Annotated in this window: 23 protein-coding genes, 1 pseudogene and 1 riboswitch; of the genes and pseudogenes, 7 read left to right on the top strand and 17 right to left on the bottom strand. The window is 75.2% G+C overall.

Annotated features, from left to right (window positions below):
- Positions 1 to 16: 16 nt before the first annotated feature.
- Positions 17 to 192: riboswitch (cobalamin riboswitch) on the bottom strand.
- A gap of 110 nt (positions 193 to 302) precedes the next feature.
- The 7 genes and pseudogenes from PSD17_RS35290 to PSD17_RS03805 all read right to left on the bottom strand — a co-directional run.
- Positions 303 to 767, bottom strand: a pseudogene (locus PSD17_RS35290) (histidine phosphatase family protein); the annotation flags it as partial.
- Positions 768 to 771: 4 nt separating this feature from the next.
- Complete coding sequence (gene cobA / locus PSD17_RS03830; RefSeq protein WP_013674852.1) at positions 772 to 1983, bottom strand: uroporphyrinogen-III C-methyltransferase; 1212 nt, start codon at positions 1981 to 1983, stop codon at positions 772 to 774.
- Between the two features lie 306 nt (positions 1984 to 2289).
- Positions 2290 to 2679, bottom strand: coding sequence for a cobalamin biosynthesis protein (locus tag PSD17_RS03825; protein ID WP_013674851.1), 390 nt, complete (start codon positions 2677 to 2679; stop codon positions 2290 to 2292).
- Positions 2679 to 4016 carry a cobyrinate a,c-diamide synthase gene (locus PSD17_RS03820; RefSeq protein ID WP_339121571.1) on the bottom strand — a complete coding sequence of 446 codons (1338 nt, stop codon included), beginning with the start codon at positions 4014 to 4016 and terminating at the stop codon, positions 2679 to 2681. The genes PSD17_RS03825 and PSD17_RS03820 overlap by 1 nt, the downstream gene beginning before the upstream one ends.
- Positions 4017 to 4023: 7 nt before the next feature.
- Positions 4024 to 4638 (bottom strand): cob(I)yrinic acid a,c-diamide adenosyltransferase, encoded by a 615-nt coding sequence (gene cobO, locus PSD17_RS03815; RefSeq protein WP_013674849.1) that lies wholly within the window; start codon positions 4636 to 4638, stop codon positions 4024 to 4026.
- Between the two features lie 23 nt (positions 4639 to 4661).
- Entirely contained in the window at positions 4662 to 6911 is a 2250-nt protein-coding gene (locus tag PSD17_RS03810; RefSeq protein ID WP_339121612.1) for a VWA domain-containing protein, read from the bottom strand.
- Positions 6912 to 6925: 14 nt separating this feature from the next.
- Positions 6926 to 8458 carry a cobyric acid synthase gene (locus PSD17_RS03805; protein ID WP_041761172.1) on the bottom strand — a complete coding sequence of 511 codons (1533 nt, stop codon included), beginning with the start codon at positions 8456 to 8458 and terminating at the stop codon, positions 6926 to 6928.
- Positions 8459 to 8615: 157 nt separating this feature from the next.
- Here PSD17_RS03805 and PSD17_RS03800 point away from each other — a divergent pair, with 157 nt between their 5' ends.
- Positions 8616 to 9536: an SURF1 family cytochrome oxidase biogenesis protein gene (locus PSD17_RS03800; protein WP_339121568.1), complete on the top strand. Its 921-nt coding sequence runs from the start codon at positions 8616 to 8618 to the stop codon at positions 9534 to 9536.
- Between the two features lie 10 nt (positions 9537 to 9546).
- Here the strand turns inward: PSD17_RS03800 and PSD17_RS03795 are convergent, their stop codons facing one another.
- Positions 9547 to 10515 carry a cobalamin biosynthesis protein gene (locus PSD17_RS03795; RefSeq protein WP_233899400.1) on the bottom strand — a complete coding sequence of 323 codons (969 nt, stop codon included), beginning with the start codon at positions 10513 to 10515 and terminating at the stop codon, positions 9547 to 9549.
- An 82-nt stretch (positions 10516 to 10597) separates the two neighbouring features.
- Here PSD17_RS03795 and PSD17_RS03790 point away from each other — a divergent pair, with 82 nt between their 5' ends.
- Together PSD17_RS03790 and PSD17_RS03785 are read left to right on the top strand one after the other, a co-directional pair.
- Positions 10598 to 11233: a flavin reductase family protein gene (locus PSD17_RS03790; RefSeq protein ID WP_103383889.1), complete on the top strand. Its 636-nt coding sequence runs from the start codon at positions 10598 to 10600 to the stop codon at positions 11231 to 11233.
- Positions 11234 to 11330: 97 nt separating this feature from the next.
- On the top strand, positions 11331 to 11780 hold the full coding sequence (locus PSD17_RS03785) for a DUF1707 SHOCT-like domain-containing protein (protein WP_013674843.1): 450 nt from the start codon (positions 11331 to 11333) through the stop codon (positions 11778 to 11780).
- 63 nt (positions 11781 to 11843) lie between these two features.
- Here the strand turns inward: PSD17_RS03785 and PSD17_RS03780 are convergent, their stop codons facing one another.
- Positions 11844 to 13526 carry an AMP-binding protein gene (locus PSD17_RS03780; protein ID WP_339121565.1) on the bottom strand — a complete coding sequence of 561 codons (1683 nt, stop codon included), beginning with the start codon at positions 13524 to 13526 and terminating at the stop codon, positions 11844 to 11846.
- 227 nt (positions 13527 to 13753) lie between these two features.
- On the opposite strand from PSD17_RS03780, the gene PSD17_RS03775 reads away from it, so the two are divergent.
- Together PSD17_RS03775 and PSD17_RS03770 are read left to right on the top strand one after the other, a co-directional pair.
- Complete coding sequence (locus tag PSD17_RS03775; protein ID WP_013674841.1) at positions 13754 to 14281, top strand: hypothetical protein; 528 nt, start codon at positions 13754 to 13756, stop codon at positions 14279 to 14281.
- 143 nt (positions 14282 to 14424) lie between these two features.
- The gene (locus tag PSD17_RS03770; protein WP_013674840.1) at positions 14425 to 14835 is read left to right on the top strand and encodes an SsgA family sporulation/cell division regulator; all 411 of its coding nucleotides are present in this window, start codon (positions 14425 to 14427) and stop codon (positions 14833 to 14835) included.
- A gap of 76 nt (positions 14836 to 14911) precedes the next feature.
- Here PSD17_RS03770 and katG read toward each other — a convergent pair whose 3' ends face one another.
- The 3 genes from katG to PSD17_RS03755 are packed head-to-tail and all read right to left on the bottom strand — an operon-like array spanning position 14912 to position 18356.
- Positions 14912 to 17239 carry a catalase/peroxidase HPI gene (gene katG, locus PSD17_RS03765; protein WP_339121563.1) on the bottom strand — a complete coding sequence of 776 codons (2328 nt, stop codon included), beginning with the start codon at positions 17237 to 17239 and terminating at the stop codon, positions 14912 to 14914.
- Positions 17236 to 17676 (bottom strand): Fur family transcriptional regulator, encoded by a 441-nt coding sequence (locus PSD17_RS03760; RefSeq protein WP_339121562.1) that lies wholly within the window; start codon positions 17674 to 17676, stop codon positions 17236 to 17238. Before PSD17_RS03760 ends, katG begins: the two co-directional genes overlap by 4 nt.
- Before the next feature lie 38 nt (positions 17677 to 17714).
- Entirely contained in the window at positions 17715 to 18356 is a 642-nt protein-coding gene (locus tag PSD17_RS03755) for a DUF5709 domain-containing protein (protein WP_339121560.1), read from the bottom strand.
- Between the two features lie 528 nt (positions 18357 to 18884).
- On the opposite strand from PSD17_RS03755, the gene PSD17_RS03750 reads away from it, so the two are divergent.
- Positions 18885 to 19520: a TetR/AcrR family transcriptional regulator gene (locus tag PSD17_RS03750; protein WP_013674836.1), complete on the top strand. Its 636-nt coding sequence runs from the start codon at positions 18885 to 18887 to the stop codon at positions 19518 to 19520.
- Here the strand turns inward: PSD17_RS03750 and PSD17_RS03745 are convergent.
- From PSD17_RS03745 to PSD17_RS03725, 5 genes are all read right to left on the bottom strand, one after another.
- A complete protein-coding gene (locus PSD17_RS03745) occupies positions 19496 to 19966 on the bottom strand; it encodes an ATP-binding protein (protein WP_158703399.1) in 471 nt (156 codons plus the stop codon). The genes PSD17_RS03750 and PSD17_RS03745 overlap by 25 nt on opposite strands.
- 203 nt (positions 19967 to 20169) lie before the next feature.
- Complete coding sequence (locus tag PSD17_RS03740; RefSeq protein WP_041761164.1) at positions 20170 to 21411, bottom strand: Nramp family divalent metal transporter; 1242 nt, start codon at positions 21409 to 21411, stop codon at positions 20170 to 20172.
- Positions 21412 to 21525: 114 nt separating this feature from the next.
- Positions 21526 to 22311 carry a precorrin-6A synthase (deacetylating) gene (gene cobF / locus PSD17_RS03735; RefSeq protein WP_339121556.1) on the bottom strand — a complete coding sequence of 262 codons (786 nt, stop codon included), beginning with the start codon at positions 22309 to 22311 and terminating at the stop codon, positions 21526 to 21528.
- Between the two features lie 75 nt (positions 22312 to 22386).
- Positions 22387 to 23286, bottom strand: a complete 900-nt coding sequence (locus PSD17_RS03730) for an aldose 1-epimerase family protein (RefSeq protein WP_339121554.1) — start codon at positions 23284 to 23286, stop codon at positions 22387 to 22389.
- Positions 23287 to 23401: 115 nt separating this feature from the next.
- Positions 23402 to 24568 (bottom strand): MFS transporter, encoded by a 1167-nt coding sequence (locus PSD17_RS03725; RefSeq protein ID WP_339121552.1) that lies wholly within the window; start codon positions 24566 to 24568, stop codon positions 23402 to 23404.
- Positions 24569 to 24828: 260 nt separating this feature from the next.
- Here PSD17_RS03725 and PSD17_RS03720 point away from each other — a divergent pair.
- Positions 24829 to 25138: hypothetical protein (locus PSD17_RS03720; protein ID WP_339121551.1), on the top strand; the 310-nt coding region annotated here is incomplete at its 3' end.

Here is a 25138-nt window from a genome sequence, read left to right as displayed (position 1 = left end):
CCTCGCCCTGGAAGTCGGGGTGTCGACGACGGCAGGAAGTCTCCTGGCTCCCGGATCGCCCGCGACGTCGCCCGGCCTTCCCACCCCGGCGTCGGGACAGTGGCCACGCGTGGGGACGCGCTCCCCGGTGACAGTGGCGGGACCGCGCCGGATTCGCACCGGACTTCCTCCACTGCCGTCGGTGACGACTGCACCACAGCGCGGCGACCAGGGTCAAGCGGCGGCGGCGTCCGCCACCCCGCGGCGTCGCCCGCGACGAGCGTCGTCACGGAGCCGTTGGGCGGGACCGGCCCCGCGGCGGTGCCGGTGAGCAGCGCGATCGCGGCGCGCAGCGTCTCGCCGTGGGACACGACGACGATCTCGGCGTGTCCGCCGGCGCGAGCCGACGCCAGTACCGCCGCCAGGGCGCCGGCGACCCGCTCGCGCAGTGCGCGGGTGCTCTCGCCGCCGGGCGGCGGGCGGTCGGGGTCGACGGCGCGCACCGCGCTCCCCTCCCAGGCGCCGTGGCACTGCTCGCGCAGGCCCGGCGTCGCCACGACCGGCAGGCCGTGCGGGGCGGCGACGACCGCTGCGGTGTCGAGGGCGCGGCGCTGGTCGCTGGACACGACGGCGCCGACGCGACGGCCGGCGAGCAGCGCGGACACGGCCCGGGCCTGCTCCCGCCCGCGCGGGGTCAGCGGGACGTGCGACGTGCAGCCCTGCAGCAGCCCCGCCACGTTCCAGGTGCTCTCGCCGTGCCGGACCAGGTGCAGGAGCGTGCCGACCACCGGCTCAGGAGCCGTCGGGCGAGAGCCCCGCGACCGGCCCGACGACGACGATCGCGGGCGGGCTGATCTCCTGCTCGCGGATGTCGGCGGCGACGTCGCGCAGCGTGGTGCGCAGCGACCGTTGGATGCGCGTCGTGCCGTCCTGGATCACGGCGACCGGGGTGTCGGCGGGCCTGCCGTGCGTGACGAGCGCGTCGGCGAACAGGGCGATCCGCTCGACGGCCATCATCAGCACGACGGTGCCGCGCATCCGGCCCAACGCCGCCCAGTCGGTGAGGCTGCGCGGGTCGTCCGGGGCGACGTGCCCGGACACCACGACGATCTCGTGCGCGACCCCGCGGTGGCTGACCGGCACCCCCGCGACGGCGGGCGCGGCGAACGCGCTGGTGATGCCGGGGACGACCGTGACGGGGACGCCCGCGGCCGTGCAGGCCTGGACCTCCTCGTAGCCGCGGCCGTAGACGAACGGGTCGCCGCCCTTGAGCCGCACCACGAACCGGCCCGCCTTCGCGTGCTCGACCAGCAGCTCGTTGATCTTCTGCTGGGCCATCGCGCGGCCGTACGGAATCTTGGAGGCGTCGACGACCTCGACGTGTGGAGCCAGGTCGTCGAGCAGGTCGCGCGGCCCGAGCCGGTCGGCGACGACGACGTCCGCGCGCGCCAGCAACCGGCGGCCGCGGACGGTGATCAGCTCGGGATCGCCGGGGCCGCCGCCGACGAGGGCGACGCCGGGCAGGACGGGCCCGGCCGCGTCGTCGACGACACCGGCCTGCAACGCCTCGACCAGCGCCGTGCGCACGGCCGCCGACCGCCGGTGCCGTCCGCCCGCCAGCACGCCGACGGTGAGGCCGTCGTGATCGCCGGTGGCGGGCGTGACGGCCGTACCGGCGCTGCCGTCGTCGGCGCGGACGCAGAAGACCCGCCGCCGCTGCGCCTCGGACCCCACGGCCCGGTTGACGGCCGGGTCGTCGGTGCAGGCGACGGCGTACCAGGCGCCGTCGAGGTCGCCGTCGGCGTAGCCGCGTTCGGTCCAGCTGATCTCACCGGCCGACACCATGCCCTCGACCGCCGGGGTGACCTGCGGGGACACCACCTCGATCGCCGCGCCCGAGGCGATCAGCCGCGGCAGCCTCCGCTGTGCGACCTGCCCGCCCCCGACCACCACGACCCGCCGCCCGGCGAGGTCGAGGCCGACCAGGTAGTGCTCCTCACCCACGCGAGACCCTCCGCCGTGCCGTCGATGGTGGCCACCGGGGAGCGCCGCGGCGACACGCGACGCGGGCGGCGTCCCGTCGTCGGGGTGCTCCGCCGCCGTTCGGTGGACGGCCGAGCATAACCGCCGGTGGGCCCACCTCCGGCCGCCTCCGCTCGGCGTCACACCGGGGACCCGGGTGCCCAGCCGGGGCCGCGGCGCGCGCCGGGCGGGGGGCGATCGGGCGCGGCGGCCGCCCTCGCCGATCGCACGAACGGCCCTGTGCCGCCGTCCAGTTGCGGGAAAGTGCCGTTCGTGCAACCACGAGGGTCAGTCCGCGGCGGGGCCGGGCAGGACCTCGGCGACGGCCGCGGTGCACCGCTGTCCCACGGTCTTGGCGACCCGCAGTGCCACCTCGTCGCCCGGTCCGGCCAGCTCGGCGGCGGCGAGCAGAGCCGCGGCCTCGGCGACGCTGCCCGCACCGGTCGCCTCCCGGGCGCGGTCGCCCGGGTGCGGCACCGCGACCGCGTCGAGCGCCGCCGCGGGAAAGGTCCGCAGCGTCGCGGGGGCGATCGCGGCGAGCAGGCCGGGCTCGTCGGCACGGCGGTCGATGCTCGCGTAGGCGACGACCCCACCGACCCCGGGGAGCACCCGCGCGAGCAGCTGCGCGACGGCCGCAGCCGTGACGCCACGGGACGCCCCGAGCCCCACGACCAGCATCAGCGTGCGGCAGCCGCGGCGACGAACGCGGCGACGGCGTCGGGGTCGCCGGCGGGGTGGGTGTGCAGGAACGAGGCCTGCACCCCGCCGGCGACGAACCCTTCCGGCTCGCCACCGCGCCAGGCCCAGGCGGGTGTCGCCCCGGCGCGCGGGGTGACCGCGCAGTGGTGGAACTCGTGCCCGGCGACCCGGGCCCCGGCCCGACGCCACGGCGTCGCCGACAGCGCGACCGCGGCCCGGTAACCCAGGGTCAGCCGCCCGGTCATCGACGCCGACCCGGCCAGCACCCCACACATCGGCGCCCCGTCCAGGTCCGCGCACAGATACAGCAACCCGCCGCACTCGGCCAGCACCGGCGCCCCCGACCCGGCCAGCGCCGCCACCGCCGCCCGCAACGACGCGTTCGCCGACAGCTCCCCGAGGTGTTCCTCCGGGAACCCACCCCCCAGCACCAGCCCGGCACAGCCGTCGGGAAGCTCCTCGTCGCGCAACGGGTCCACGACCACGACCTGCGCGCCGGCCGCGGTGAGCAGCTCGATGTGCTCGGCGTAGCCGAAGGTGAACGCCGCCCCGCCCGCGACGGCGACCACCGGCTCCCCGGCCACCGGCGCGGCCACGACCGGGTCCCACACCGGCCCCGGCGCGACGGGCCGGGCGAGTGCCGCGACCGCGTCCAGGTCCACGTGCGCGGCCACCAGGGCGGCCATCGCGTCCACCGCCGCGCGCGCGGCCGCGCCGTGCTCGGCCGCGGGCACCAGGCCCAGATGCCGCGACGGGACCACCAACCCGTCGTGGCGGGGCAACGCGCCGAGCACGGCCAGCCCCACCTCCTCGGCGGCCGCCCGCAGCACCGCCTCGTGCCGGGCGCTGCCCACCCGGTTGAGCACCACCCCGGCGATCTCGACCGGCCCACCCCCCGGATCGAAACACCGGAACCCGTGCAACACCGCGGCCAGGCTGCGCGACTGCCCCCTGGCGTCGACCACCAGCAGCACCGGCGCCCCGAGCAGCCGCGCGACGTGCGCGGTCGAGCCGTGCCCGTCACCGACCCGCCCGTCGAACAACCCCATCACCCCCTCCACCACCGCGACCTGCGCACCGACCGCGCCGTGGCGCAGCAACGGCGCGATCCGGTCCTCCCCGACCAGCACCGGGTCGAGGTTGCGGCCGGCCCGGCCCGCCGCGAGCGTGTGATAGCCGGGGTCGATGTAGTCCGGGCCGACCTTGAACGGCGCCACCGCGGTCCCCCGCCGGGCCAACGCAGCCATGATCCCCGTCGCGACCGTGGTCTTCCCACTCCCCGACGCCGGCGCGGCGACGACCAGGGCGGCTACCACGCGACCCTCACCATTCGATGCCCCGCTGCCCCTTCTGCCCGGCATCCATCGGATGCTTGATCTTCGTCGTGGCCATCACCAGGTCCGCGGCCTCGATCAGCTCCGGCGCCGCGTCCCGACCGGTGATGATCACGTGCTGGTGGCCCTCCCGGGCGGCGAGGACCTCCACGACCTCGCCGACCTCGACCCACCCCCATTTCATCGGATAGGTGAACTCGTCGAGCACGTAGAGGTCGTGGGCCTGCCGCTGCAGACGCCGCCGGATCTCCGCCCACCCCTCCCGGGCCGCCGCGGCGTGATCGTCCTCGGTGCCGGGCCTACGGGTCCAGCTCCACCCCGCGCCCATCTTGTGCCACTGCACCGGCCCACCCTGCCCGGTCTGCTCGTGCACCCGCCCCAACGCGCGGAACGCCTCCTCCTCCCCGACCTTCCACTTCGCCGACTTCACGAACTGGAACACCCCGATCGACCAACCCTGGTTCCAGCCCCGCAACGCCAACCCGAACGCCGCGGTCGACTTCCCCTTCATCTCCCCGGTGTGCACCACCAGCAACGGCCGATTGCGACGCTGACGGGTCGAGAGCCCGTCATCGGGGACGGTGACGACCTTGCCCTGCGGCACGGAGTTCCTCCAGTTCGTGGTGATCAGGCGGCGCGGGTGACGACGTTCGCGACCGACTCGGCGCTCAGCTCGTCGAGCCGGACCAGCTCGGCGCCGGCGTGGCCCGCGACGGTCCCCGCGAGGCCGAGGCGCACGGGCCCGCTCTCGCAGTCGACGACGACGGTGTGCACCCCGTCGGCCGCGAGCAGGCCGGCGGCGCGGCAGGCGTCGGCCACCGGGTCGCCACCGGGCCGGGCGGCGACGGTCGCGCGGCCGTCGGTCAGCAGCACGACCAGGGCGCGGCGACGGGGGTCGCGGCGGCGTTCGGCGTCGAGGACCCGGCGGGCGCGCAGCAGGCCCTCGGCGAGCGGGGTGCGCCCGCCCGTGCGCAGCGTCGCGAGCCGGGTCTGCGCGGTGGGGACGCTCGACGTCGGCGGCAGCGCGACCTCGGCCGCGCCGCCCCGGAAGGTCACGAGGCCGACCTTGTCGCGGCGCCGGTAGGCGTCGCGCAGCAGCGCGAGCACCGCACCCGACACCGCGCTCATCCGCCTGCGGGCGGCCATCGACCCGGACGCGTCGACGACGAACAGCACCAGGTTTCCCTCGCGGCCCTCGCGCTCGGCACCCCGCAGGTCCGACGACCGCACGACGACCCCGCGCCCGCGGCGGCCGCGCGCGACCTGCAGGGGCGCCGCCGCGGCGAGGGTGGCGGGAAGGTGCAGATCAGCGGCGCGGCGCGGCGCGGCGGCCGTCGCGCGGACGACCCGGCCGGAGTCGGTACGGGCCCGTGAACGACGGCCCGGGGCGCCGTCGCCGACGCCGGGGACCCGGAACCGGCGGGCAGCCGAGGCGGCGAGCCGCACCGGGGTCGGAACGGGAACGGCCCGGCCCGCGGGGCCGGACGAGCCCGATCCGGGCGAGCCCGCACCGTCGGTCGGCGAACCATCGGCCCGCGCCCCGTCCGCCGCCGAACCGTCAGGCCACGAACCGTCTGCCTGCGCACAGTCCGGCCGCGAACCGGCTCGCCCGGAGTCGTCGGGGCGCGAGCCGCGGGCCCGGGCGCCGTCGGCTCGCGACGCCTCCGTCCCCGAACCGTCGGCCCCCGCACCAGCTGGCGCCGAACCGGGTGGGCCCGAACCATCCCCGGCCGAACCCTCCGGGCCCGAACCGTCTCGGGCCGAACCGTCCCGGGCCGAACCGTCTCGGGCCGAACCGTCTGGGGCCGAACCGTTCGAGCCCGGACCACCCGGTGACGGCGGATCGGGCTCGTCGTCCAGGTTCTCCGCGGCCGAGCGCAGGGCGTCGTCGAGGGTCTGCTCGTCGATCCCCGGCTCGTCGAACGGATCCCGACGCCGCCGGTGCGGCAACGCCAACCGCGCCGCCACCCGAACATCCAGCTCGGCCACCGACCCGGCCCCCCGCCACGCCGCATGCGCCACCGCCGCCCGCGCGATCACCAGATCCGCGCGCATCCCGTCGACCTCCACCGCCGCACACACCCCCGCGATCCGCCGCAGCTCCCGATCCGCCAACACCACCGCGCCCACCCGCGCCCGCGCCGCCACGATCCGCGCCGCCACCTCCCGCTCCGCCTCGGCCCAGCCCGCCGCGAACCCCACCGGATCCGCCTCGAACGCCAGCCCCCGCCGCACCACCTCCGCCCGCGTCGCGACCTCCCGCGACGCGGCCACCTCCACGGTCAACCCGAACCGGTCCAACAACTGCGGACGCAGCTCCCCCTCCTCCGGGTTCATCGTCCCGACCAGCAGGAACCGCGCCGCATGCGACACCGACACCCCATCCCGCTCCACGTGCGCCCGCCCCATCGCCGCCGCGTCGAGCAACACATCCACGAGATGGTCGTGCAGCAGGTTCACCTCGTCGACATAGAGCACCCCGCGGTGCGCCGCGGCCAACAACCCCGGCTGATAGGCCCGCACCCCCTCGGCCAGCGCCCGCTCCAGATCCAGCGCCCCGACCAGCCGGTCCTCACTCGCCCCGACCGGCAACTCGACCAACCGCGCCGGACGCCGGCCCACCACCGCACCCGGGCCGTGCGGGCCGTCCGGACAGCCCGGGTCGGGCGCGGCCGGGTCACAGCCGAACCGGCAGCCCTCGACCACCTCCACCACCGGCAGCAGCGCCGCCAGCGCCCGCACCGCCGTCGACTTCGCGGTGCCCTTCTCCCCCCGCACCAACACCCCGCCCACACCCGGATGGACCGCGTTGAGCAGCAGCGCCAACCGCAGGTCGTCGTGCCCGACGACGGCCGAGAACGGGAAACGCGCGTGCATGAGGCCCGGGGTGGTCACGGCACGGAGCCTGCCAGACCGGTCGTCAGGGTCGGGAGGTCCGCGGGCGCTCCGTGATTGATGACATGTTCAATCGCGGCGGTGTCGAGGTGGTCGGCGACGAGGTCACCGAGCACGTCCAGCTGCGCGGCCCGCTCAGCAGCGAAATCCGTCCCCGGCGCCACCACGAACCCGTCCCGCCCCGCCAACCCCGCCAGCCGGGTCAACAACACCCGACGGAACCCGTCGTTCTCCAACAACCCGTGCCAGTGCGTGCCCAGCACCACCCCGGCATCCGAGCCCTCCCCCGGCTCCTCGACCAGCACCGGATCCCCCGACACCACAACCCGCCCATGATGAATCTCATACCCGCGCACCCGCTGCCCCCACGCCGTCCCCACCGGCGTCCCCAGATGCTTGCCCGCCTCGAACCGCACCTCCAGATCCAGCAACCCCAGCCCCGCCACGTCCGCGCCCCCGACCACCTCCACCCCGCCCGGATCCACGATCCGCCGGCCCAACATCTGATACCCCCCACAGATCCCCAACACCGGCTTGCCCGCCCCGGCATGCGCCACCACCGCCGCGGCCAACCCCGAGCGCCGCAACCACCCCAGATCCGCCACCGTCGCCTTCGACCCCGGCACCACCACCACGTCCACGTCCACCAGCCGCGACGGCTCACTCACATACCGCACCGCCACCCCCGGCTCACACGCCAACGCCTCCACATCCGTGGCATTCGACATCCGCGGCAGCCGCACCACCCCCACCCGCAACCACTCCGCCCCCCACGGCGGCCCCGGCCGACCCACCACCGCATCGGCCACCGCCGACAACGAGTCCTCCGCATCCAGCCACAACCGCTCCGACCACGGCAACACCCCGAACGTCGGCCGCCCGGTCAACGCCCGCAACCGATCCAACCCCGGCGCCAACAGCGCCGGGTCCCCCCGGAACTTGTTCACCACGAACCCCGCCACCCGCGCCTGATCGGCCCGGTCGAGCACCGCCAACGTCCCGAACAGATGCGCCAACACCCCACCCCGGTCGATGTCACCCACCACCACCACCGGCAACCCCGCCGCCTGCGCCAGCCCCATGTTCGTGATGTCACCCGCCCGCAGGTTGATCTCCGCCGGCGACCCCGCCCCCTCACAGACCACCACGTCGAACCGCGCCCGCAACCCCGCCAACGACTCCGCCACCACCGCACCCAACGCCGCCGTCCGCGCCCGATACGACACCGCGCTCACCTGCCCCGCCACCCGGCCCCGGACCACCACCTGCGACGACCGGTCACTACCCGGCTTGAGCAACACCGGGTTGAACTCCACACTCGGCGCCAACCCACACGCATGCGCCTGCATCGCCTGCGCCCGCCCGATCTCCCCACCATCCACCGTGACCACCGAGTTGTTGCTCATGTTCTGCGCCTTGAACGGCGCCACCGACACCCCCCGCCGCCACAACCACCGACACAACCCCGCCACCACCGCGCTCTTGCCCGCATCCGACGACGTCCCCGCCACCAGCAACGCACCCCGCAACCCGGGTTCGGACGGAGCGGGGACGGACGGAGCGGGCGTGAGGTGATCGGACACGGACGTCAGTATCGGCGTCGCAGGTCACGGGCAGTGGTGTCGGGTGGGGCACCCCACGGGGTCCGGCGTCGGGTGCCGGCCGGGCGGGGCCTACCGTGAGGCCATGCGCTTCCTGCTGCGACCGGGATGGATCGCCCTCGTCGTGGCGGTCGTCGCCTTCGCGGTGGCCTGCTACGTCTACCTCGCGCCGTGGCAGTTCGGCCGCGAGGCCGAGCGCGACTCGCAGCAGAAGGACATCGACATCGCCGCGACCATCGCGCCACAGCCGTTCTCGACGCTGGTCCCCCAGGACGCCGTCGACCCGTCGTTGCAGTGGCGGCAGGTCACGGTGACGGGCACGTTCGTGCCCGAGGCGGAGGCGGTCGTGCGGCTGCGGGTCGTCGACGGGAAGCCCGCGTTCGAGGTCATGACGCCGCTGCGCACCACCGACGGCCGGGTCGTCGTGATCGACCGTGGCTCGGTCGAGGCGGCCGACGGGCAGGTCGTGCCGTCGTTCCCCGCCGCGCCGGGCGGCGAGGTCACCGTCGTCGGACGGCTGCGCACCGACGAGATCGACCCCAAGGACCGGCCCGCGTTCACCCAGGACGGGCACCTGCAGGTCTACAGCGCGAACTCGCAGACCGTCGCCCGCGCGAGCGGGCTGGCCGCAGTCGCGGGCTACGTCGCCGAGCAGAGCGGCCCGGGCACACTGCGCCCGCTCGCGATCGAGCCGGACACCGGCGCCGCGCCGTTCTCCAACTTCTCCTACGCCCTGCAGTGGCTCACCTTCGGGGCGATCGCGCTCATCGCGCTCGGCTACTTCATCCGGCTGGAGCTGTTGCAGCGCCGGACCCGTCGCGACCGCAGGACCGAGCGGGCCGCCCTGCGCGACGCCCTCGCCGGCCGCGACGAGCCGCCCGTCACCCAGGAGCCGGGTGTGGGCCGGGAGCCCTCCGCCGGTCAGGAGCGCGGCGGGGGCGAGCAGGCGGTCGTGCGCGACGCGCCGTCCGGGCGCGCCCGCGACGAGACCGGCGACCGCGCCTGAGCCGGGACCCTCACCGGGCCCGGGAGCACGGGCCGGGCCGGCTCGTCCACATCGCCGTGGCCGCGGCGAGGACCGCCGACGCCGCACCGACCGCCGTCGAGAGCACCGCGGCGCGGGCGAGGTCGGGCACCTCGGGTGGGCGGCCCTCACCCAGCACCGGCCGCTCCTGCACCCCGTAGGGGTAGACGGTCGTGCCGCCCAGCCGCACCCCGAGGGCCCCCGCGGCCGCCGCCTCGACCGGGCCGGCGTTCGGGCTGGGATGGGCGCCCGCGTCACGTCGCCAGGCCCGCAACGCAGCCCTCGGCGACCCGCCGACCAGCGGCGCGAGCCCCGCGACGAGACAGGCGGCGACGCGGGCGGGGACGAGGTTGGCGAGGTCGTCGAGCCGGGCCGCGGCCCAGCCGAAGCGCGCGTACCGCGGCGAACGATGCCCGATCATCGCGTCGAGGGTGTTGACGGCGCGGTAGCCCAGCAGCCCCGGGACCCCGGCGACGGCACCCCACAGCAGCGGCGCGACGACCGCGTCGGAGGTGTTCTCCGCCAACGACTCCACCCCCGCCCTGGCCATCCCGGCGGCGTCGAGCGTGTCGGGGTCGCGCCCGCACAGGTGGGGCAGCCTGCGTCGCGCGGCGGCCTCGTCGCCCGCGGCGAGCTCGCGGCCCAGCGCCGTCCCCTCCCCCACGAGCGACCGGCCGCCGAGCACCGCCCAGGTGGCCACACCCGTCGTCACCACGACCGCCGCCGGCGCCCGGGACGCCCGTTCGACCGCGAGGCCCGCCGCGACCACGCCCCCGACCAGCGCGACGACGTGCGCGGCTCCGCGCGCCCTGCTGTCGGCCCGGTCCCGGCGTTCGAGTGCGCCGGCGAGCCGGCCGAACCCGGCGACGGGGTGGCCGCGGCGCGGGTCTCCGACGACCCGGTCGGCGAGGACACCGGCGAGGAGACCGAGGGCGCGGGCGGTGCCGCGGGACGATCGCACGGCCGCGACGCTACGGAGCACCCGGTGTGGCCGCGCCCACCGGGGTTCGCCGCAGCCGCGACGACGAGGGAGGATCCGTCGCATGCGCACCGACATGAGTCCTGACGAGATGGGCGCTCGCGCGTTCTACAAGCTGCTGACCTCGTCCGTGCTGCCGCGGCCGATCGCGTGGGTCTCGACGCGGTCGGCGGCGGGCGTCGACAACCTCGCGCCGCACTCGTTCTTCACCGTCGCGTGTGTGGACCCGCCGATGCTGCAGTTCACCTCGTACGGGGTGAAGGACTCGCTGCGCAACGTGCGCGAGACCGGCGAGTTCGTGATCTCGATCGCGACGGAGCCGATGTTCGAGCGGATCAACGCCACGGCGACCGACTTCCCCGCCGAGATCAGCGAGTTCACCGCCGTCGGGCTGACGCCCGAGCCGAGCAAGCTCGTCGCCCCGCCGCGGGTGGCGGAGTCGCCGATCGCGTTCGAGTGCCGGCTGGAGCGCGACCTGACCCTGGGCGACTCGACGGTCGTGATCGGCCGCGTCGTGCACGCCGTCGTCGACCCGGACGTGCTGGAGACCGACGAGCGCGGCAACACGCTGCCGTCGGTGGAGCGGCTGCGGCCGCTGGCCCGGCTGGGCCGCAACGAGTGGGGCCGGCTGGGCGAGGTCGTCTCGATCTCCCGCATCAGCTACCGCGACTGGCCCGGACACTTCGGCGGCACGGACTGACCGCACACGTCGCGTCGATTTCGACATGTCGAACTTGACACGTCAGGGGTGACGCGAGCAGGCTGGGTCACGTCGCACGAACGGACGGAGGACCCCGATGCCCGACCACGACGCACACCCCGGCCTGCGGATCGGCGACGCCGAACGCGAGCACACCGAGGCGCTGCTGCGGACGCACGTCGGCGACGGACGGCTCGACCTCACCGAGTTCGAGTCCCGGCTCGACGCCGTCCACGCCGCCCGCACCCAGGCCGACCTCGACGCGGTCACCCGCGATCTGCCCGTCCTCACGGCCCGCGAGCCCGTCGCGACCGCGGCGCCCACGACGGCCCGGCCGCGGATCGCCGCCGGGCGCGCCGCGGCCTGGGCACCGTGGGCGCTCGTCGGCACGATCTGCCTGGTCATGTGGCTCGCGACCTCGGTGGGGACGGGCAGCGTGCAGCCGTTCTGGCCGGCCTGGGTGATCGGCCCGTGGGGCGCGCTGCTCCTGCTCGGCACCCTCACGGGCCGCCGCTCACCCTGCCCGGCAGGCCGGACCGGCTCCTGACCATCTCAGGCGGTCGTGAGTGGCGTCAGCCGCTGTGACGACTGCTGTGACGACGAACGCCGCTCACAGGGTGTACTCGCCCTGCGCGGTCGCCGCCTCGGAGCCGTGGATGTCCTGCTCGCGCCCGCGCAGCTCGACGCGACGGATCTTGCCGGAGATCGTCTTGGGCAGGTCGGCGAACTCGAGGCGCCGGATCCGCTTGTAGGGCGCCAGGTTGTCGCGCGCGAACTCGAGGATCGAGCGGGCCGTCGCCTCGTCGGGCGTGTGCCCGGCCGCCAGGACGACGTAGGCCTTCGGCACCGCGAGCCGCACCGGATCGGGCGAGGGCACGACGGCCGCCTCCGCGACCGCCGGGTGCTCGATCAGCACGCTCTCCAGCTCGAACGGGCTGATCCGGTAGTCGCTGGCCTTGAAGACGTCGTCGGAGCGGCCGACGTAGGTGATGTAGCCGTCCGCGTCGCGGGAGCCGACGTCGCCGGTGTGGTAGTAGCCGCCGGCCATGGCCTCGGCGTTGCGCTCGTCGTCGCCGTAGTAGCCGACCATCAGCCCCGTCGGGCGGCGCGACAGGTCGATGCAGATCTCGCCCTCGTCGCTCTTCTCGCCCGTCGCGGGGTCGATCAGCTCGATCGGGAAGCCCGGGATGGGCCGGCCCATCGAGCCGGGCTTGACGGTCTGCCCGGGCGGGTTGCCGATCTGCACGCTCGACTCGGTCTGGCCGAAGCCGTCGCGGATCCGCACGCCCCAGGCCTTCTCGACCTGCTCGATGACCTCGGGGTTGAGCGGCTCCCCCGCCCCGACGACCTTCTGCGGCGGGGTGCGCAGCGTCGACAGGTCGGCCTGGATGAGCATGCGCCACACCGTCGGCGGGGCGCAGAAGCTGTCGACGCCGCAGCGCTCCAGCACGCCCAGCACGCTCTCCGCGTCGAACCGTGCGTAGTTCATGACGAGCACGGTGGCCTCGGCGATCCACGGCGCGAAGACGTTGGACCAGGCGTGCTTGGCCCAGCCCGGCGAGGAGATGTTGAGGTGCACGTCGCCGGGCTCCAGCCCGATCCAGTACATCGTCGACAGGTGGCCGACCGGGTAGGACTGGTGGGTGTGCTCGACCAGCTTCGGCTTGGCCGTCGTGCCGGAGGTGAAGTAGAGCAGCAGCGTGTCGTCGGCCCGGGTGACGCCGTCGGGCACGAACGTGTCGGCGACGTCGTAGGCCTCGGTGTAGTCGAGCCAGCCGGACGGCGCGCCCCGCACGGCGATGCGCGTGTAGTCGCCCGCGACGTCGTCGAACTTGCCGGCGTCGGCACCGCCGACGACGACGTGCCGGGCGTTGCCGCGCTCGACGCGGTCGCGCAGGTCCTCGGCGGTGAGCAGCGTCGTCGCCGGGATGACGACCGCGCCGAGCTTCATCGCCGCGAGCAGCGTCTCCCACAGCTCGAGCTGGTTGCCCAGCATGAGGATGATCCGGTCACCGCGCGCGACACCCTGGGCACGCAGCCAGTTCGCCACGCGGTTGGAGCGCGACGACATCTCCGCGAACGTCCAGTACGCCTCGGAGCCGTCGCTCTCGACGATCCACAGCGCCCGGCGGGCGCCGCGCTCGGGATCGGCGGCGACGTTGTCGAAGTGGTCGAGGGCCCAGTTGAACTCGGTGAGCTGCGGCCAGCGGAAGTCGCGGACGGCCGTGTCGTAGTCGGTGCGGTGGGTCAGCAGGAAGTCGCGCGCCGCGTAGAAGGCATCCGCCTCGGTCATCTCGCACTCCGTCGTGTTCCTGAGCTCATGTGCCGATGTCCGGTCTCGTGCCGATCATCTGGCGACACCCTAGCCACGACCGGCCCTGCGCGGCGGCGTCGCGGCGGACCGGGCTGACCGTCCGGCGGGGGCCGTCCGGCGCACCGCGGGGCGCACCCGCACGTCAGCCGGACGCGCCGGAAGCGGACGGCCGCCGCGCAGCCGGTGCGGGGCTAGCGTCCGCCCCCGTGACGACGCACCCCACCGCCGCCGGACCCGTCGACACCGACCACGGTTCCCGCGCCGCAGGTCCCCGCCCCGTCCGCAGGCTGCTGGCGGCCACGGCCACGGCCGCGCTGGCCGTCGCCGTCCTCGCCGGTTGCGCAGGGGGCGCGGCGGGGCCCGACGCCGCCGGCGGCACACCCTCGTCCACGACCCCGACACCGTCCGCGACCCCACCGTCGTCGGGCACGGCCGCCGGCCCGACGGCGCCGGCCGGCGGCCTGCTCTGGCCCGTCACCGACGCCGCCGCCGCGAAGGCGCTGCAGGCCCAGGTCGACAACGGCGCCCAGCCGTGGCTGCTCGACCCGGCCGAGGTGGCGACCAGCTACGCGACGACGGTCCTCGGCTGGCGGGCACCGACCGCGGGCGCGCCCGACTCCGGATCGGTCGTCGTGACCGACCCGGACGCGGGGTCGACGACCGTGACGATGGTCCAGCCGGCCACCACGGGTGCGGCCGGAATCTGGGTCGTGACCGCCGCACGTCGCAACTGAGACTGCGTCGTCCGGCCGATCGACGTCCGTCATCTGATCGAGTGAACCCCGGCGAGAAGTGCAGCGTCCGGGCGGCCGCGGGCGATTCCCTGTGCGAGGCCGGAACACACGGGGACCGGCAACCAGCGCCAGGGAGCACGACGATGACGACCGACTCGGTCCAGCAGGACATGTTCACCGTGCTGCACGGGCAGCCCGCGCCGGTCGTGACGCGCTGGAGCTACGACGCCCGCGACCCGTTCGCCGTCACGTTCGCCGTCCGGACCAGGGGCGATCGGTGGGTCGAGTGGCTCGTGGCCCGCGACCTGGTCGTCGAGTCGCTCGAGGGCCCGGCGGGCCACGGCCACATCCGGATGAGCCCGCAGATCGTCCAGGGCTACGACATCGTCGAGATCGAGATCAGCTCGTTCGACGGCCGCGCGATCCTCGAGGTCGACCGCGACCTGCTCCGCAGCTTCGTCGACGCCACCACCGAGCTCGTCGCTCTGGGTGACGAGCCGACCCGGATGGACCTCGACTCGGAGATCGCGAAGCTCACGCAGGGTTGCCTCTGAGCGACGCGGCACCGCCGCACGACCGGGCCCGGCCGTCCCCGCGCGGGGATCGGCCGGGCCCGTTGCGGTGTGGGGCTCAGGCGAGGTCGAACCGGTCGAGCTCCATCACCTTGGTCCACGCCGAGACGAACGCGTTCAGGAAGCGCTCCCGTCCGGCCTCACCCGCGTAGACCTCCGCGAGGGCCCGCAGCTGGGAGTTGGAGCCGAAGACGAGGTCGACGGCCGTGGCCGTCCACCGCACCTCGTCGGTCGCGACGTCGCGGATCTCGTACACGTTCTCCTCGGACCTCGACGTCGTCCACCGGGTACCGGGCGCGAGCAGGTTGGTGAAGAAGTCGTTGGTGAGCACACCCGGCCGGTCGGTGAGAACGCCGTGCGGGCTCCCGCCGACGTTGGCACCGAGCGCGCGCAGGCCACCGACGAGCACCGTCATCTCCGGCGCGGTCAGGTCGAGCATGTAGGCGCGGTCGACCATGAGCACCTCGGGCTGGAGCTTCTCCCCGGCGCGCAGGTAGTTGCGGAAGCCGTCCGCGCGCGGCTCGAGGACCCGGAACGAGTCGACGTCGGTCTGCTCCTGGGTGGCGTCGGTGCGGCCGGGACGGAACGGCACGGTCAGCTCGACACCGGCGTCGCGCGCGGCCTTCTCGACGCCGGCCGACCCGGCCAGCACGATCAGGTCGGCGAGCGAGATCGACGCGCCGCCGCCGGCGTTGAACTCGTCGCGGATGCCCTCGAGCGTCTCCAGCACCGACGTGAGCTGCTCCGGCTGGTTGACCTCCCAGCTGCGCTGGGGCTCCAGGCGCAGCCGCGCACCGTTGGCCCCGCCGCGCTTGTCCGTGGCCCGGAAGCTGGCCGCGGACGCCCACGCCGTGCCGACGAGCTGGGCCGTGGTGAGTCCGGACCCCAGGATCGTCTCCTTGAGCGCGGCGACGTCGGCCTCGCCCACGAGCTCGTGGTCGACCGCGGGCACCGGGTCCTGCCACAGCTGCGGCTCGGCCACCCACGGGCCCAGGAAGCGGCTGACCGGACCCATGTCGCGGTGCAGCAGCTTGTACCAGGCCTTCGCGAACGCGAGGGCGAACTCGTCGGGATTCTCCATGAAGCGCCGCGAGATCGGCCCGTAGGTCGGGTCGAAGCGCAGCGCCAGGTCGGTCGTCAGCATCGTCGGCCGGTGCTTGACGTTCGGGTCGTACGGGTCGGGGATGATCTCGGGCGCGTCCTTGGCGACGTACTGCTTGCCCCCGCCGGGGCTGGTCGTCAGCTCCCACTCGTAGCCGAAGAGGATCTCGAAGAAGCGGTTGCTCCACTCGGTCGGACGGTCGGTCCACGTCACCTCCAGCCCGCTGGTGATCGTGTCGGGCCCCTTGCCCGTCCCGTAGGTGCTCAGCCAGCCCAGACCCTGCGTCTCCAGCGGCGCGGCCTCGGGCTCGGGGCCGACGTGGTCGTCGGCCACCCCGGCGCCGTGGGTCTTGCCGAAGGTGTGCCCGCCCGCGATCAGCGCGACGGTCTCCTCGTCGTCCATCGCCATCCGCGCGAACGTCTCGCGGATGAAGTGCGCCGCCGCCATGAAGTCGGCACTGCCGCGAGGGCCCTCGGGGTTGACGTAGATCAGGCCCATCTCCGTCGCGCCGAGCTCGGGGACCATGTCGCTGTCGGTGACGTAGCGTTCGTCGCCCAGCCAGTCGTCCTCCGGGCCCCAGAAGATCTCCTCCGGTTCCCACGTGTCCTCGCGGCCGAAGCCGAAGCCGAACGTCTGGAAGCCCATCGACTCCAGCGCGACGTTGCCGGCGAGGACGAGCAGGTCGGCCCAGGAGATCTGCTGCCCGTACTTCTCCTTGACCGGCCACAGCAGCCGACGTGCCTTGTCCAGGTTGGCGTTGTCGGGCCAGCTGTTGAGCGGGGCGAACCGCTGGGCCCCGTCGCCCGCGCCGCCGCGTCCGTCGTAGATCCGGTAGGTGCCCGCGGCGTGCCAGCTCATCCGGATCATCAGTCCGCCGTAGTGGCCGAAGTCGGCGGGCCACCAGTCCTGCGGGGTCGTCAGCACCTCGACGATGTCGCGCTTGAGGGCGTCGACGTCGAGGTTCGCGAACTCGTCGGCGTACCGGAAGTCCGCGCCCAGTGGGTTGCTCCTGGGCGAGTGCGCGCGCAGCACCGAGAGGTCGAGCTGGTTGGGCCACCAGTCGCGGACCGTGTGCGGCCTGCCCGACGACTTCGCGGTCGGCGAGTCGATCGCCGGGTTCTCGCTCTCGCTGCCGTGGGAGGTCACCGAGTCGGGCGCGACGGGACAGCCCGCCTCGGCCTTCCTGTCCACCCCCTGTGCGCTCGACGGGCCGGTGCCGCTCGTCTCGGGTCCTGTGTTCGCCGTGCCGGCGTTCTCGGGGTTGCGGTTCTCGGGGTCGCTCATCGGTGTGCCTTCCGGACTCGCTGTTCTTCACGGCTGCGCTGGGCCGCGCAGGCGGGGCAGATGCCCCAGAAGACGACCTCGGCCTCGTCGATCAGGAAGCCGCGGTCGTCGGAGGCGTCGAGGCAGGGGGCCGGGCCGACGGCGCAGTCGACGTCGGCGATCGCGTCGCAGACCCGGCACACGACGTGGTGGTGGTTGTCCCCGACGCGCGCCTCGTACCGGGCGGTCGTGCCCGCCGGCTGGATGCGGCGCACCAGGCCGGCGTCGGTCAGCGCCCGCAGCACGTCGTAGACGGCCTGGTGCGACACCGTGGGCAGGCTCGCCCGGACCAGCCCGATGACCGTCTCGGTGTCGACGTGCGGGTGGTCGTGCAGGGCGGCGAGCACGGCGAGCCGCGGCCGGGTCACGCGCAACGACACGGCGCGCAGCCGCGCCACGTGGTCCCCGCCGTGCGGGAGTGAACCGGCGGGCGCGGTCAGGACAACCTGCCGTCGGGTCCGGCGTCGTCACGGCCCGAGGCCGCGGCCGCCGCCCCCGCCGCGTCGGGCACCGCGTCGATACCGGCCGCGCGATCCAGGACGCCGCCCGGGTCGCGGTGCTCCTCGTCGCGGCCCGCGATCGGGTCGCCCTCGGCGTCGCGGTGGGCGTCGCGTTCGGCCTGCTCGGCGCGCGGTCCGTCGTCCAGCTGGGCGGCGACCTCGGGGTCGCCGACCGGGCTGTCGTCGACGACCGGTTCGAGCGGGTCGCCGCCGGTGCGGTGCACCGCCGCCTCCTCCGCCGACGCGGCGCCGCCGTCGACCCCGACCTCGACGGCATCGTTGTCGTCGGCGGCCCCGCCGCCCGCGTCGGTGTGTTCGGCGACGAGCCGTCCCGCCCGCTCGGCATCCGTCGGCCCGGCGTCGTCGGACAGCTCGCGGGCCAGCCTGTCGTCGTGGCTCTCGCCCGCGCGGGCCCCGGCCGGGGTGACGGTGTCGCCGTCGAGCTCGATCGGCCGGTCGGGCGGCACCCAGCCGGCGTCCAACGGGTCGCCCTCGCCGGTCAGCGTGTAGTCGGCGTTCTCGTGCACCAGCTCCCCGATGTCGGGGGCCTGGGGCTGGGGATCGTCACGGCGGGCCATGTCGCCGGTTCCTCCTCGGTCGTACGGGCTGTCGTGCGGGCGGCTGTCGTGCAGGTGGCTGTCGTGCAGGCGGCTGTCGTGCAGGCGGGCCGGTCGGCGTCGCGGCCGGCCGCGGGAGCGGGCGACCTCGCGACCGCGGGCACGAGCCCACCCGGCCGCTGCGCACGGTCCGAAGGCGCATACCCGCGCCGTCCCCGGCTCACACGGGTCACGCTCGGAAAGTCTGCGGGACGGCCCTCGGCCGCCGGACCTGCCGCGTCGTGCTGCTGTGCCGATACCTCGTCCCGGCACCACGTCCCGGCGCGACGCCCCACGGCGACATGCCGAGGAGGCGGGCCCGGTACGGGCGGTCCGTGCATGCGGCGTCACACGGCCGGGGCAGGTCCGGGCCCGCACGGGCGCGTCGCGCCGCGGCCGCACCCGCCGCGGGGGCCCGATGTGTTGTGATGACCTCGACTCCGCCCGGCACGGTCGTTTCCGACGAACCAGACAGGCCCGGCGGGGCGGGCGGGCCCAGGAGGAGAGCAGATGGCGACGCAGGACACCGGCGAGGCGAGCGCGCGGCGGGCACGGCCCCGTGACGCCGCGGCCACGCGCCGGGCGCTGCTCGTCGCCGCTCGCGAGCTGTTCGCGGCCGTCGGGTACGACGCCACGACGGTCCGCGCCGTCGCCGAGCGCGCCGGCGTCAACCAGGCCCTGCTGTTCCGGCACTTCGGCAACAAGGAGGGACTCTTCGCCGAGGCGCTCTCCGGTGAGGCGATGGCGCTGCTCGAGGACGGGCCGCCGGAGGAGCTGCTCGACCGCGCGCTGGCCGCCATCACCGCCGACGACCCGAGCGGCACCGAGCTGTTCTTCGCGGTCCTGCGCTCGACGGGCAGCACCGAGGCCGGCGCGGCGATGCGCGCGGAGCTGGAGACGCGCTGGGGCGGGACGTTCGCCGGGCTCGTCGACACCGACGACGAGGCCGACGCCGCCCTGCGTGCCGGGTTGATGCTCGCGTGGCTGCTCGGGATCGGGCTGCTGCGCACCGTCATCCCGACGCGGCCGATGTCGGATGCCGATCCGGCCGCGATCCGAGAGCACGTGCTGCGCGGCGCCCGGGCGCTGCTCGGGACGCCGCGCACGTCCGGCGGCGGGGATCAGGCGCCCTCGCCCGCGCGGTGACGCCCCGCCGGCTGGTCCGCGGCGGGCAGCGGATGGCGCAGGTGCACCTTGCTGCCGGCGTCGTCGACGTGGATCAGCACGGCGCCGACCATGCGCTGCATCAGCCCGATGCCGCGGCCGGGGGTGTCGGTCGGGTGCCAGTTGCCGTGGTCGGTGACCTCGATGCACAGGGCGCCGGGCTCGGTCCAGAGCGTCAGCTCGACGTCGCCGTGCTCGTCGGGGCCGTAGGCGTGCTGCACGGCGTTGGCGGTGGCCTCGTCGACGGCGAGCACGACGTCGTCGACCTCATCGGGGCTCAGCCCGAGCGGGGTGATCCAGTCGACGAGCTCGCGGCGGATGGCGCCGAGCTGTGCGGGCTCGGCGCGCCAGCTGCGGTGGACGAACTCGACGGCGTCGGGCCGGGAGCCGGCGGGGACGGGGTCGGGGTGACGGTCGGGATGGGACATCGGCACCCTCCGGGTGCTCGGGGCGGTCACGAGTCCCTCCCGGGGTTGCACGGGCGCCGCCGGCGCAACCACCATTGAGCGCACGGAGCCCCACGCTCGTCGGGTCGCGGGTCCACCCCGGCCGCCGACGTGAGCGCGAGCAGATGCGCCGACGTCCCGCGAACGCCGATCACCCCGGGCTGCGTCCGCAGGCCCAGAGGTCCCTAGCCCTGCCCGGTCGCCGTCAGGTAGATCAGCACGACGTTGAGCGCGACGATCGCCGTGCACACCACGATGCCGGCCACGACGGTGCCGCGCCGGTTGACGTCCTCGCCCATGACCGAACGGCGCGAGGTGAGGACGACCAGCGGGATCAGCGCGAACGGGATGCCGAACGACAGCACCACCTGCGAGACGATGAGTGCCCACGTCGGGTCGATGCCGATGCCCAGGACGATGAGCGCGGGGATGGCCGTGACGATCCGGCGGGCCACGAGCGGCACCCGGATCTTCAGCAGCCCCGACATCACGACGGAGCCGGAGTAGCAGCCGACCGCCGTCGACGCCAGGCCGGAGAACAGAAGGGCGACCGCGAACCCGATCGCGAACAGCGGCCCGAGCTTGTCGCCGATCGCGGCGTGGACGCCCTCGAGCGTCGCGGTGCGCTGGTCGCCGGTCAGCACCGCGGCGCCGACGAGCAGCAGGCCCAGGTTCACCGCACCGGCGACGGTGAGCGCGACGGCGACGTCCGCGCGGGTCGCGGACAGCAGCCGGCGACGGGCGGGGCCGGGCGCGGGCGAGCCGTGCCGGTCGCGCGAGAGCGACGAGTGCACGTAGATCGCGTGCGGCATGACCGTCGCGCCCAGCATGCCGGCGGCCAGCAGGACGCTGCCGGTGCCCGCGAAGCCCGGGACGATGCCGCCGACGACACCCGCGGCCGACGGCGGCGCGACGAACAGGCTCGCGACGAAGCCCACCCCGACGACGGCCAGCATCGTCGCGACGACCCGCTCGAACCGCTTCTGGCCGTTGCGGTCGGCCACCTTGAGGATCGCCATGGACACGACCGAGGTGATGACGCCGCCCCAGATCAGCGGGAGGTCGAACAGCAGCGCGAGGGCGATCGCCCCGCCGAGCACCTCGGCGAGGTCGGTCGCCATCGTCACCAGCTCGGCCTGCACCCAGTAGGCGACGCGCGTCCCGCGGGGCAGGTGCTCGCGCAGCGACTCCGGCAGGGACCTCCCGGTGACCAGCCCGAGCTTGGCCGACAGGTACTGCACGAGGCCCGCCATCAGGTTGGCGACGAGCACGACCCACACGAGCAGGTAGCCGTAGGAGGCGCCCGCGGCGGTGTTCGTCGCGACGTTGCCGGGGTCGACGTACGCGGCGGCCGCGACGAGCGCGGGTCCCAGGAGCAGCGCCCCCGACCGGGCCCGCGCGACACGCACCTTGACGGCTGCGGTCATCGCGTTCACGTGCTCGGGCCTCCGGGGGTGGGTCCTTCAGGACATGATCGGGCCATCCTGCGTGACGGCCACGGTGATCGCCGTCTCAATCGGAGACGGTCGCCGACCCCGGCCTCAGCGTCGGCCGGGATCGCGGCGCAGCAGGTAGGTGTCCATGATCCAGCCCTTGCGCTCGCGGGCCGTCGCGCGGCGACGGACGATGTCGTCCTTGACCTTCTGCAGGTTGCCCGCGACGAGGATCTCGTCGGGGGTGCCGAGGTAGGCGCCCCAGTAGATGTCGACGTCGTCGTCGGGCAGGGCGGCGAACGCCGTCGAGCCGTCGAGCATGACGACGACGTCGTCCACGTCGCGCGGCATCCCGGCGGCCAGCCGCCGGCCCGTCGTCACCAGCACGGACCCGCCGACGCGGTTGAGGATGAGCCGGTGCGCGGCCGCGAGCGCGGCGACGCTGCTGATGCCGGGGACCGACTCGATCGTGAAGCCCTGGCCACCGGAGGCGACGTCGGCGTCGTGGATGCCGGCGAGCAGCCGCAGCGTGCCGTCGTAGAGCGCCGGGTCGCCCCAGACGAGGAACGCGCCGACGCCGTCGGGACCGAGCTCGTCGTCGATCATCCCGGCGTAGACGGCGGCGCGGCGGTCCTGCCAGTCGAGGACGGCCTCGCGGTAGCCCGGGCCGGTGGCGTCGCGGTCGCGCTCGGGGTCGGCCGCCTCGACGACGCGGTACGCGCCGGGCCCGACGTGCCGGTCGAGCAGCAGCGTGCGCAGCGCGAGCAGGTCGTCCTTCGCCGACCCCTTGTCGATGGCGAAGAACACGTCGGCACGGCGCAGGGCCGCGACGGCCTGCAGGGTCAGATGGTCCGGGTCGCCCGCGCCGATCCCGATGACGAGCACCGTCCGCATGACGTGACCGTAGTCGACGGCCCGGGCGGGCCGGCGGGCCCGTGACGACACTCCGGTACCGGAACGGCGGGCCGCTCAGCCCAGCGGTCGGAGCCCCCAGCGGGCGCTCCACCGCTCCCCCGGCGCCAGCACCACCAGGCCCTCGCCGGAGTTCAGTGCGTCGGGCGGGCACGTCATCGGCTCGACGGCCACCGCGGGCCCGTGTCCGCCCAGGTCGTCGGGGGTGAAGACCTGCACCCAGCCGAACGCCGGGTCGGCCCACAGCTCGACGCCGCCGTCCGCGGACGTCAGCCGGTGGCGGACGAGGTCGTCGCCGTCGACGGGCCGGGCACCGCCGAAGCAGTCGTCGAGCCGCGCGTCGCGCAGCGAGATCGTGCGCTCCTCGGCCGCGAGCGGGCGCGGTTCGCCCGCGGGCAGCTGGTCGACGAGCGGGACCGCGGTCGTCGCGCCGAGCTCGAGGGTGCACTCGCGTACCGGGGTCGACCCGACGCGCAGGTACGGGTGCGACCCGACGCCGAAGGGCACGTCGGCCGTGCCGAGGTTCTCGGCCGAGATCGCGACGGTGAGCCCGCCCGCGCCCACGCCGTAGCGCACCGACACCCGGACCGGCTGCGGCCACCCCGGCTGCGGCATCACGGACGCGGTCAGCGTGACGGCGTCGTCGTCGTGCTGGTCGACGACCCAGCAGACGTGGCGCAGCAGGCCGTGGATCGCGTTGCCCGCCGCGGGCTCGGTGAGCGCGAGCTGCTGTTCGGCACCCTGCCAGGCCCAGCGCCCGGCGCGGACCCGGTTGGGCCACGGCGCCAGCAGCGCGCCGCAGCCGCGTGGGGGCCGCTCGGTCTCCGGCCAGGTCTCCGTGTAGGCGACGCCGTTCGCCTCGAAGGCCCGCAGCCCGGCGCCCACCTCCGTGACGACGGCCGTCGTCCCGGCGTCGTCGGAGACGATCAGCTGTCGTCCGGTGGGTGGCACGCTCACCTGTGTTCTCCTGACCTCACGACGTCCGGGACCCGCACGACGTCCGGGACGCTGATCCTTCCCGACCCGCGACCACCGCCGCCAGCGCCCCGCGGTGTGTCCGCGCGGCGGCCCGTCAGCCTCGGCCGTCGCCGCGCAGCAACCTCGGCAGGAGCGCCGCCACCGCGAGGGCCGCGACGACGACCGGCCACACGCCACCCAAGGCCCAGGCCGCGAACACCCCGATGCCGACGACCTCCGTCGCGAGCCCCGCGACCGACGTCACCGTCGCCCGCGCGGGGCCGCCGATCCGGTCCTGCAACCGTGCCTGCAGGACGACCAGCACCATCCGGTACGCGCCGTAGAACGCGGCGACCAGCACCATCCCCGCGGGCACGGCCAGGGCGGCGGCGACGGCGAGCGCCGCGCCCGCCCCCGCGACCACCGCGGCGAGCCGCCACCGGCTCCAGCCCGCGACCCGGCCGGCGAGGGCTGCACCAGCGGCGCCGGTGACCGAGGTCGCGACGACGGCGAGCGGCACGAACCCCGTCGGAACGGACCAGTCCGCCGCGAGCAGCGGGAAGTACTCCTCGACGGCGTCGACCCCGGCGAGCACCGCCACCGGGACGAGCAGCGCGCGCACCGCCGGCCGGGCCGCCGCCTCGGCGATCCCGGCCCGCAGCGCGGCGCGGTAGCCGGGCTCGTCATCGTCGGTCCTGCCGTCGGTGCTTCGGTCGGTGCTGCGGTCGGTGCTGCGGTCGGTGCTGCGGTCGGTGCTGCCGTCCGGCCCGCTCCCCGGGTCCGGCCGGGTCTCCGGCAGCCGCGTCGCGACCACGGCGGCGAGCAGGCAGGTCCCCACGCTCGCCCACGCCACGGCCGTGAACCCGCCGACCGACCAGAGCAGCGTCGCCAGCCCGGCCGCGGGCACCTCGGCCAGCAGGCCCGCGGCGGTCGTGGCGCCGATCAGCCGGGCATAGCGGGCCTGCGCCCCCGCCGCTGCCAGCGCGTCGTACAGCAGCGCCTCGCGGGCCCCGGAGTCCAGCGACCCGCCGATCGCCCACAGCGCGAACCCGAGCGCGAACCCGGCGAACGTCGGCCACAGTGCCCACACCGCATAGCCGACGGCCTGGCCGAGGCCGGCGGCGACGACGGCGCCGCGCCGGGAGAACCGGTCGGCCAACGCGCCCGAGGGGACCTCGACGACCAGGCCCACGACCGACCAGATCACGAACAGCGCCGAGATCTGTGCCTCCGAGAGCCCGCTCGCGACGAACCAGACCGCGTACAGCGCGTACACCGGCACGAGGTCGGTGAGGGTGGCGAGCCCGACCGCCGGCCGGGTCAGCCGGCGCGGATCGGGCGCAGGGGGCGGCGAAGGGCGTCAATCGGGCGGCATGCGGCGATCGTATCCGCGGTGCCCGGCGATGCCACGCGGTTTCCGACCCACCGCGGTGCGCCGGACGCGGCCGGCATGCACGTGGCCCGTCCGTCGGCCACGACACGCGTGGACGCGGTCGAGGCCACCGGCGCGAGGGACCGCGAGCGGCGGGCGCGGCTCAGCTCGTGGCCGGGACCGTCGTCGAGGTCGCCGAGGCCGAGGCCGAGGTCGAGGTCGTGGAGGTCGGCGATGTCGTGGGTGAGGCGGGGGCCGTGGGTGAGGTCGTCGGCGCCGGCGGACGCGGATGGTGGTGCCCGTGGCCGGGGCGCGACGGGTTCGTCGGCGGCGGTGTCGTCGGCGGCGGGGTGCTCGGCGGCGGGGTGGTCGGCGGCGGAGGCGGCGCGGTCGTGCCCTCGGCGCCGCCTGCGGGCGGCACGGCCGGCGGCGGCACGGCCGCGGGCGGCGGCACGGCCGCGGGCGGCGGGACGGCCGCGG

The sequence above is a fragment of the Pseudonocardia sp. D17 genome (assembly GCF_036984265.1).
Taxonomy (GTDB): domain Bacteria; phylum Actinomycetota; class Actinomycetes; order Mycobacteriales; family Pseudonocardiaceae; genus Pseudonocardia; species Pseudonocardia benzenivorans.
The sequence above is the reverse complement of the archived record's forward strand: the minus strand, read 5'-3'. Positions and strand labels throughout refer to the sequence as shown.

Bases quoted from the DNA above. Each gene is read 5' to 3' on its own strand.
- PSD17_RS03825 (WP_013674851.1), bottom strand. From the start codon at position 2,679: ATGCTGGTCGTGGGGCTCGGGGCGTCCCGTGGCGTCACGGCTGCGGCC.
- PSD17_RS03810 (WP_339121612.1), bottom strand. From the start codon at position 6,911: ATGCACGCGCGTTTCCCGTTCTCGGCCGTCGTCGGGCACGACGACCTG.
- PSD17_RS03800 (WP_339121568.1), top strand. From the start codon at position 8,616: ATGCGCTTCCTGCTGCGACCGGGATGGATCGCCCTCGTCGTGGCGGTC.
- PSD17_RS03790 (WP_103383889.1), top strand. From the start codon at position 10,598: ATGCGCACCGACATGAGTCCTGACGAGATGGGCGCTCGCGCGTTCTAC.
- PSD17_RS03785 (WP_013674843.1), top strand. From the start codon at position 11,331: ATGCCCGACCACGACGCACACCCCGGCCTGCGGATCGGCGACGCCGAA.
- PSD17_RS03780 (WP_339121565.1), bottom strand. From the start codon at position 13,526: ATGACCGAGGCGGATGCCTTCTACGCGGCGCGCGACTTCCTGCTGACC.
- PSD17_RS03770 (WP_013674840.1), top strand. From the start codon at position 14,425: ATGACGACCGACTCGGTCCAGCAGGACATGTTCACCGTGCTGCACGGG.
- katG (WP_339121563.1), bottom strand. From the start codon at position 17,239: ATGAGCGACCCCGAGAACCGCAACCCCGAGAACGCCGGCACGGCGAAC.
- PSD17_RS03755 (WP_339121560.1), bottom strand. From the start codon at position 18,356: ATGGCCCGCCGTGACGATCCCCAGCCCCAGGCCCCCGACATCGGGGAG.
- PSD17_RS03750 (WP_013674836.1), top strand. From the start codon at position 18,885: ATGGCGACGCAGGACACCGGCGAGGCGAGCGCGCGGCGGGCACGGCCC.
- PSD17_RS03745 (WP_158703399.1), bottom strand. From the start codon at position 19,966: ATGTCCCATCCCGACCGTCACCCCGACCCCGTCCCCGCCGGCTCCCGG.
- PSD17_RS03740 (WP_041761164.1), bottom strand. From the start codon at position 21,411: ATGACCGCAGCCGTCAAGGTGCGTGTCGCGCGGGCCCGGTCGGGGGCG.
- cobF (WP_339121556.1), bottom strand. From the start codon at position 22,311: ATGCGGACGGTGCTCGTCATCGGGATCGGCGCGGGCGACCCGGACCAT.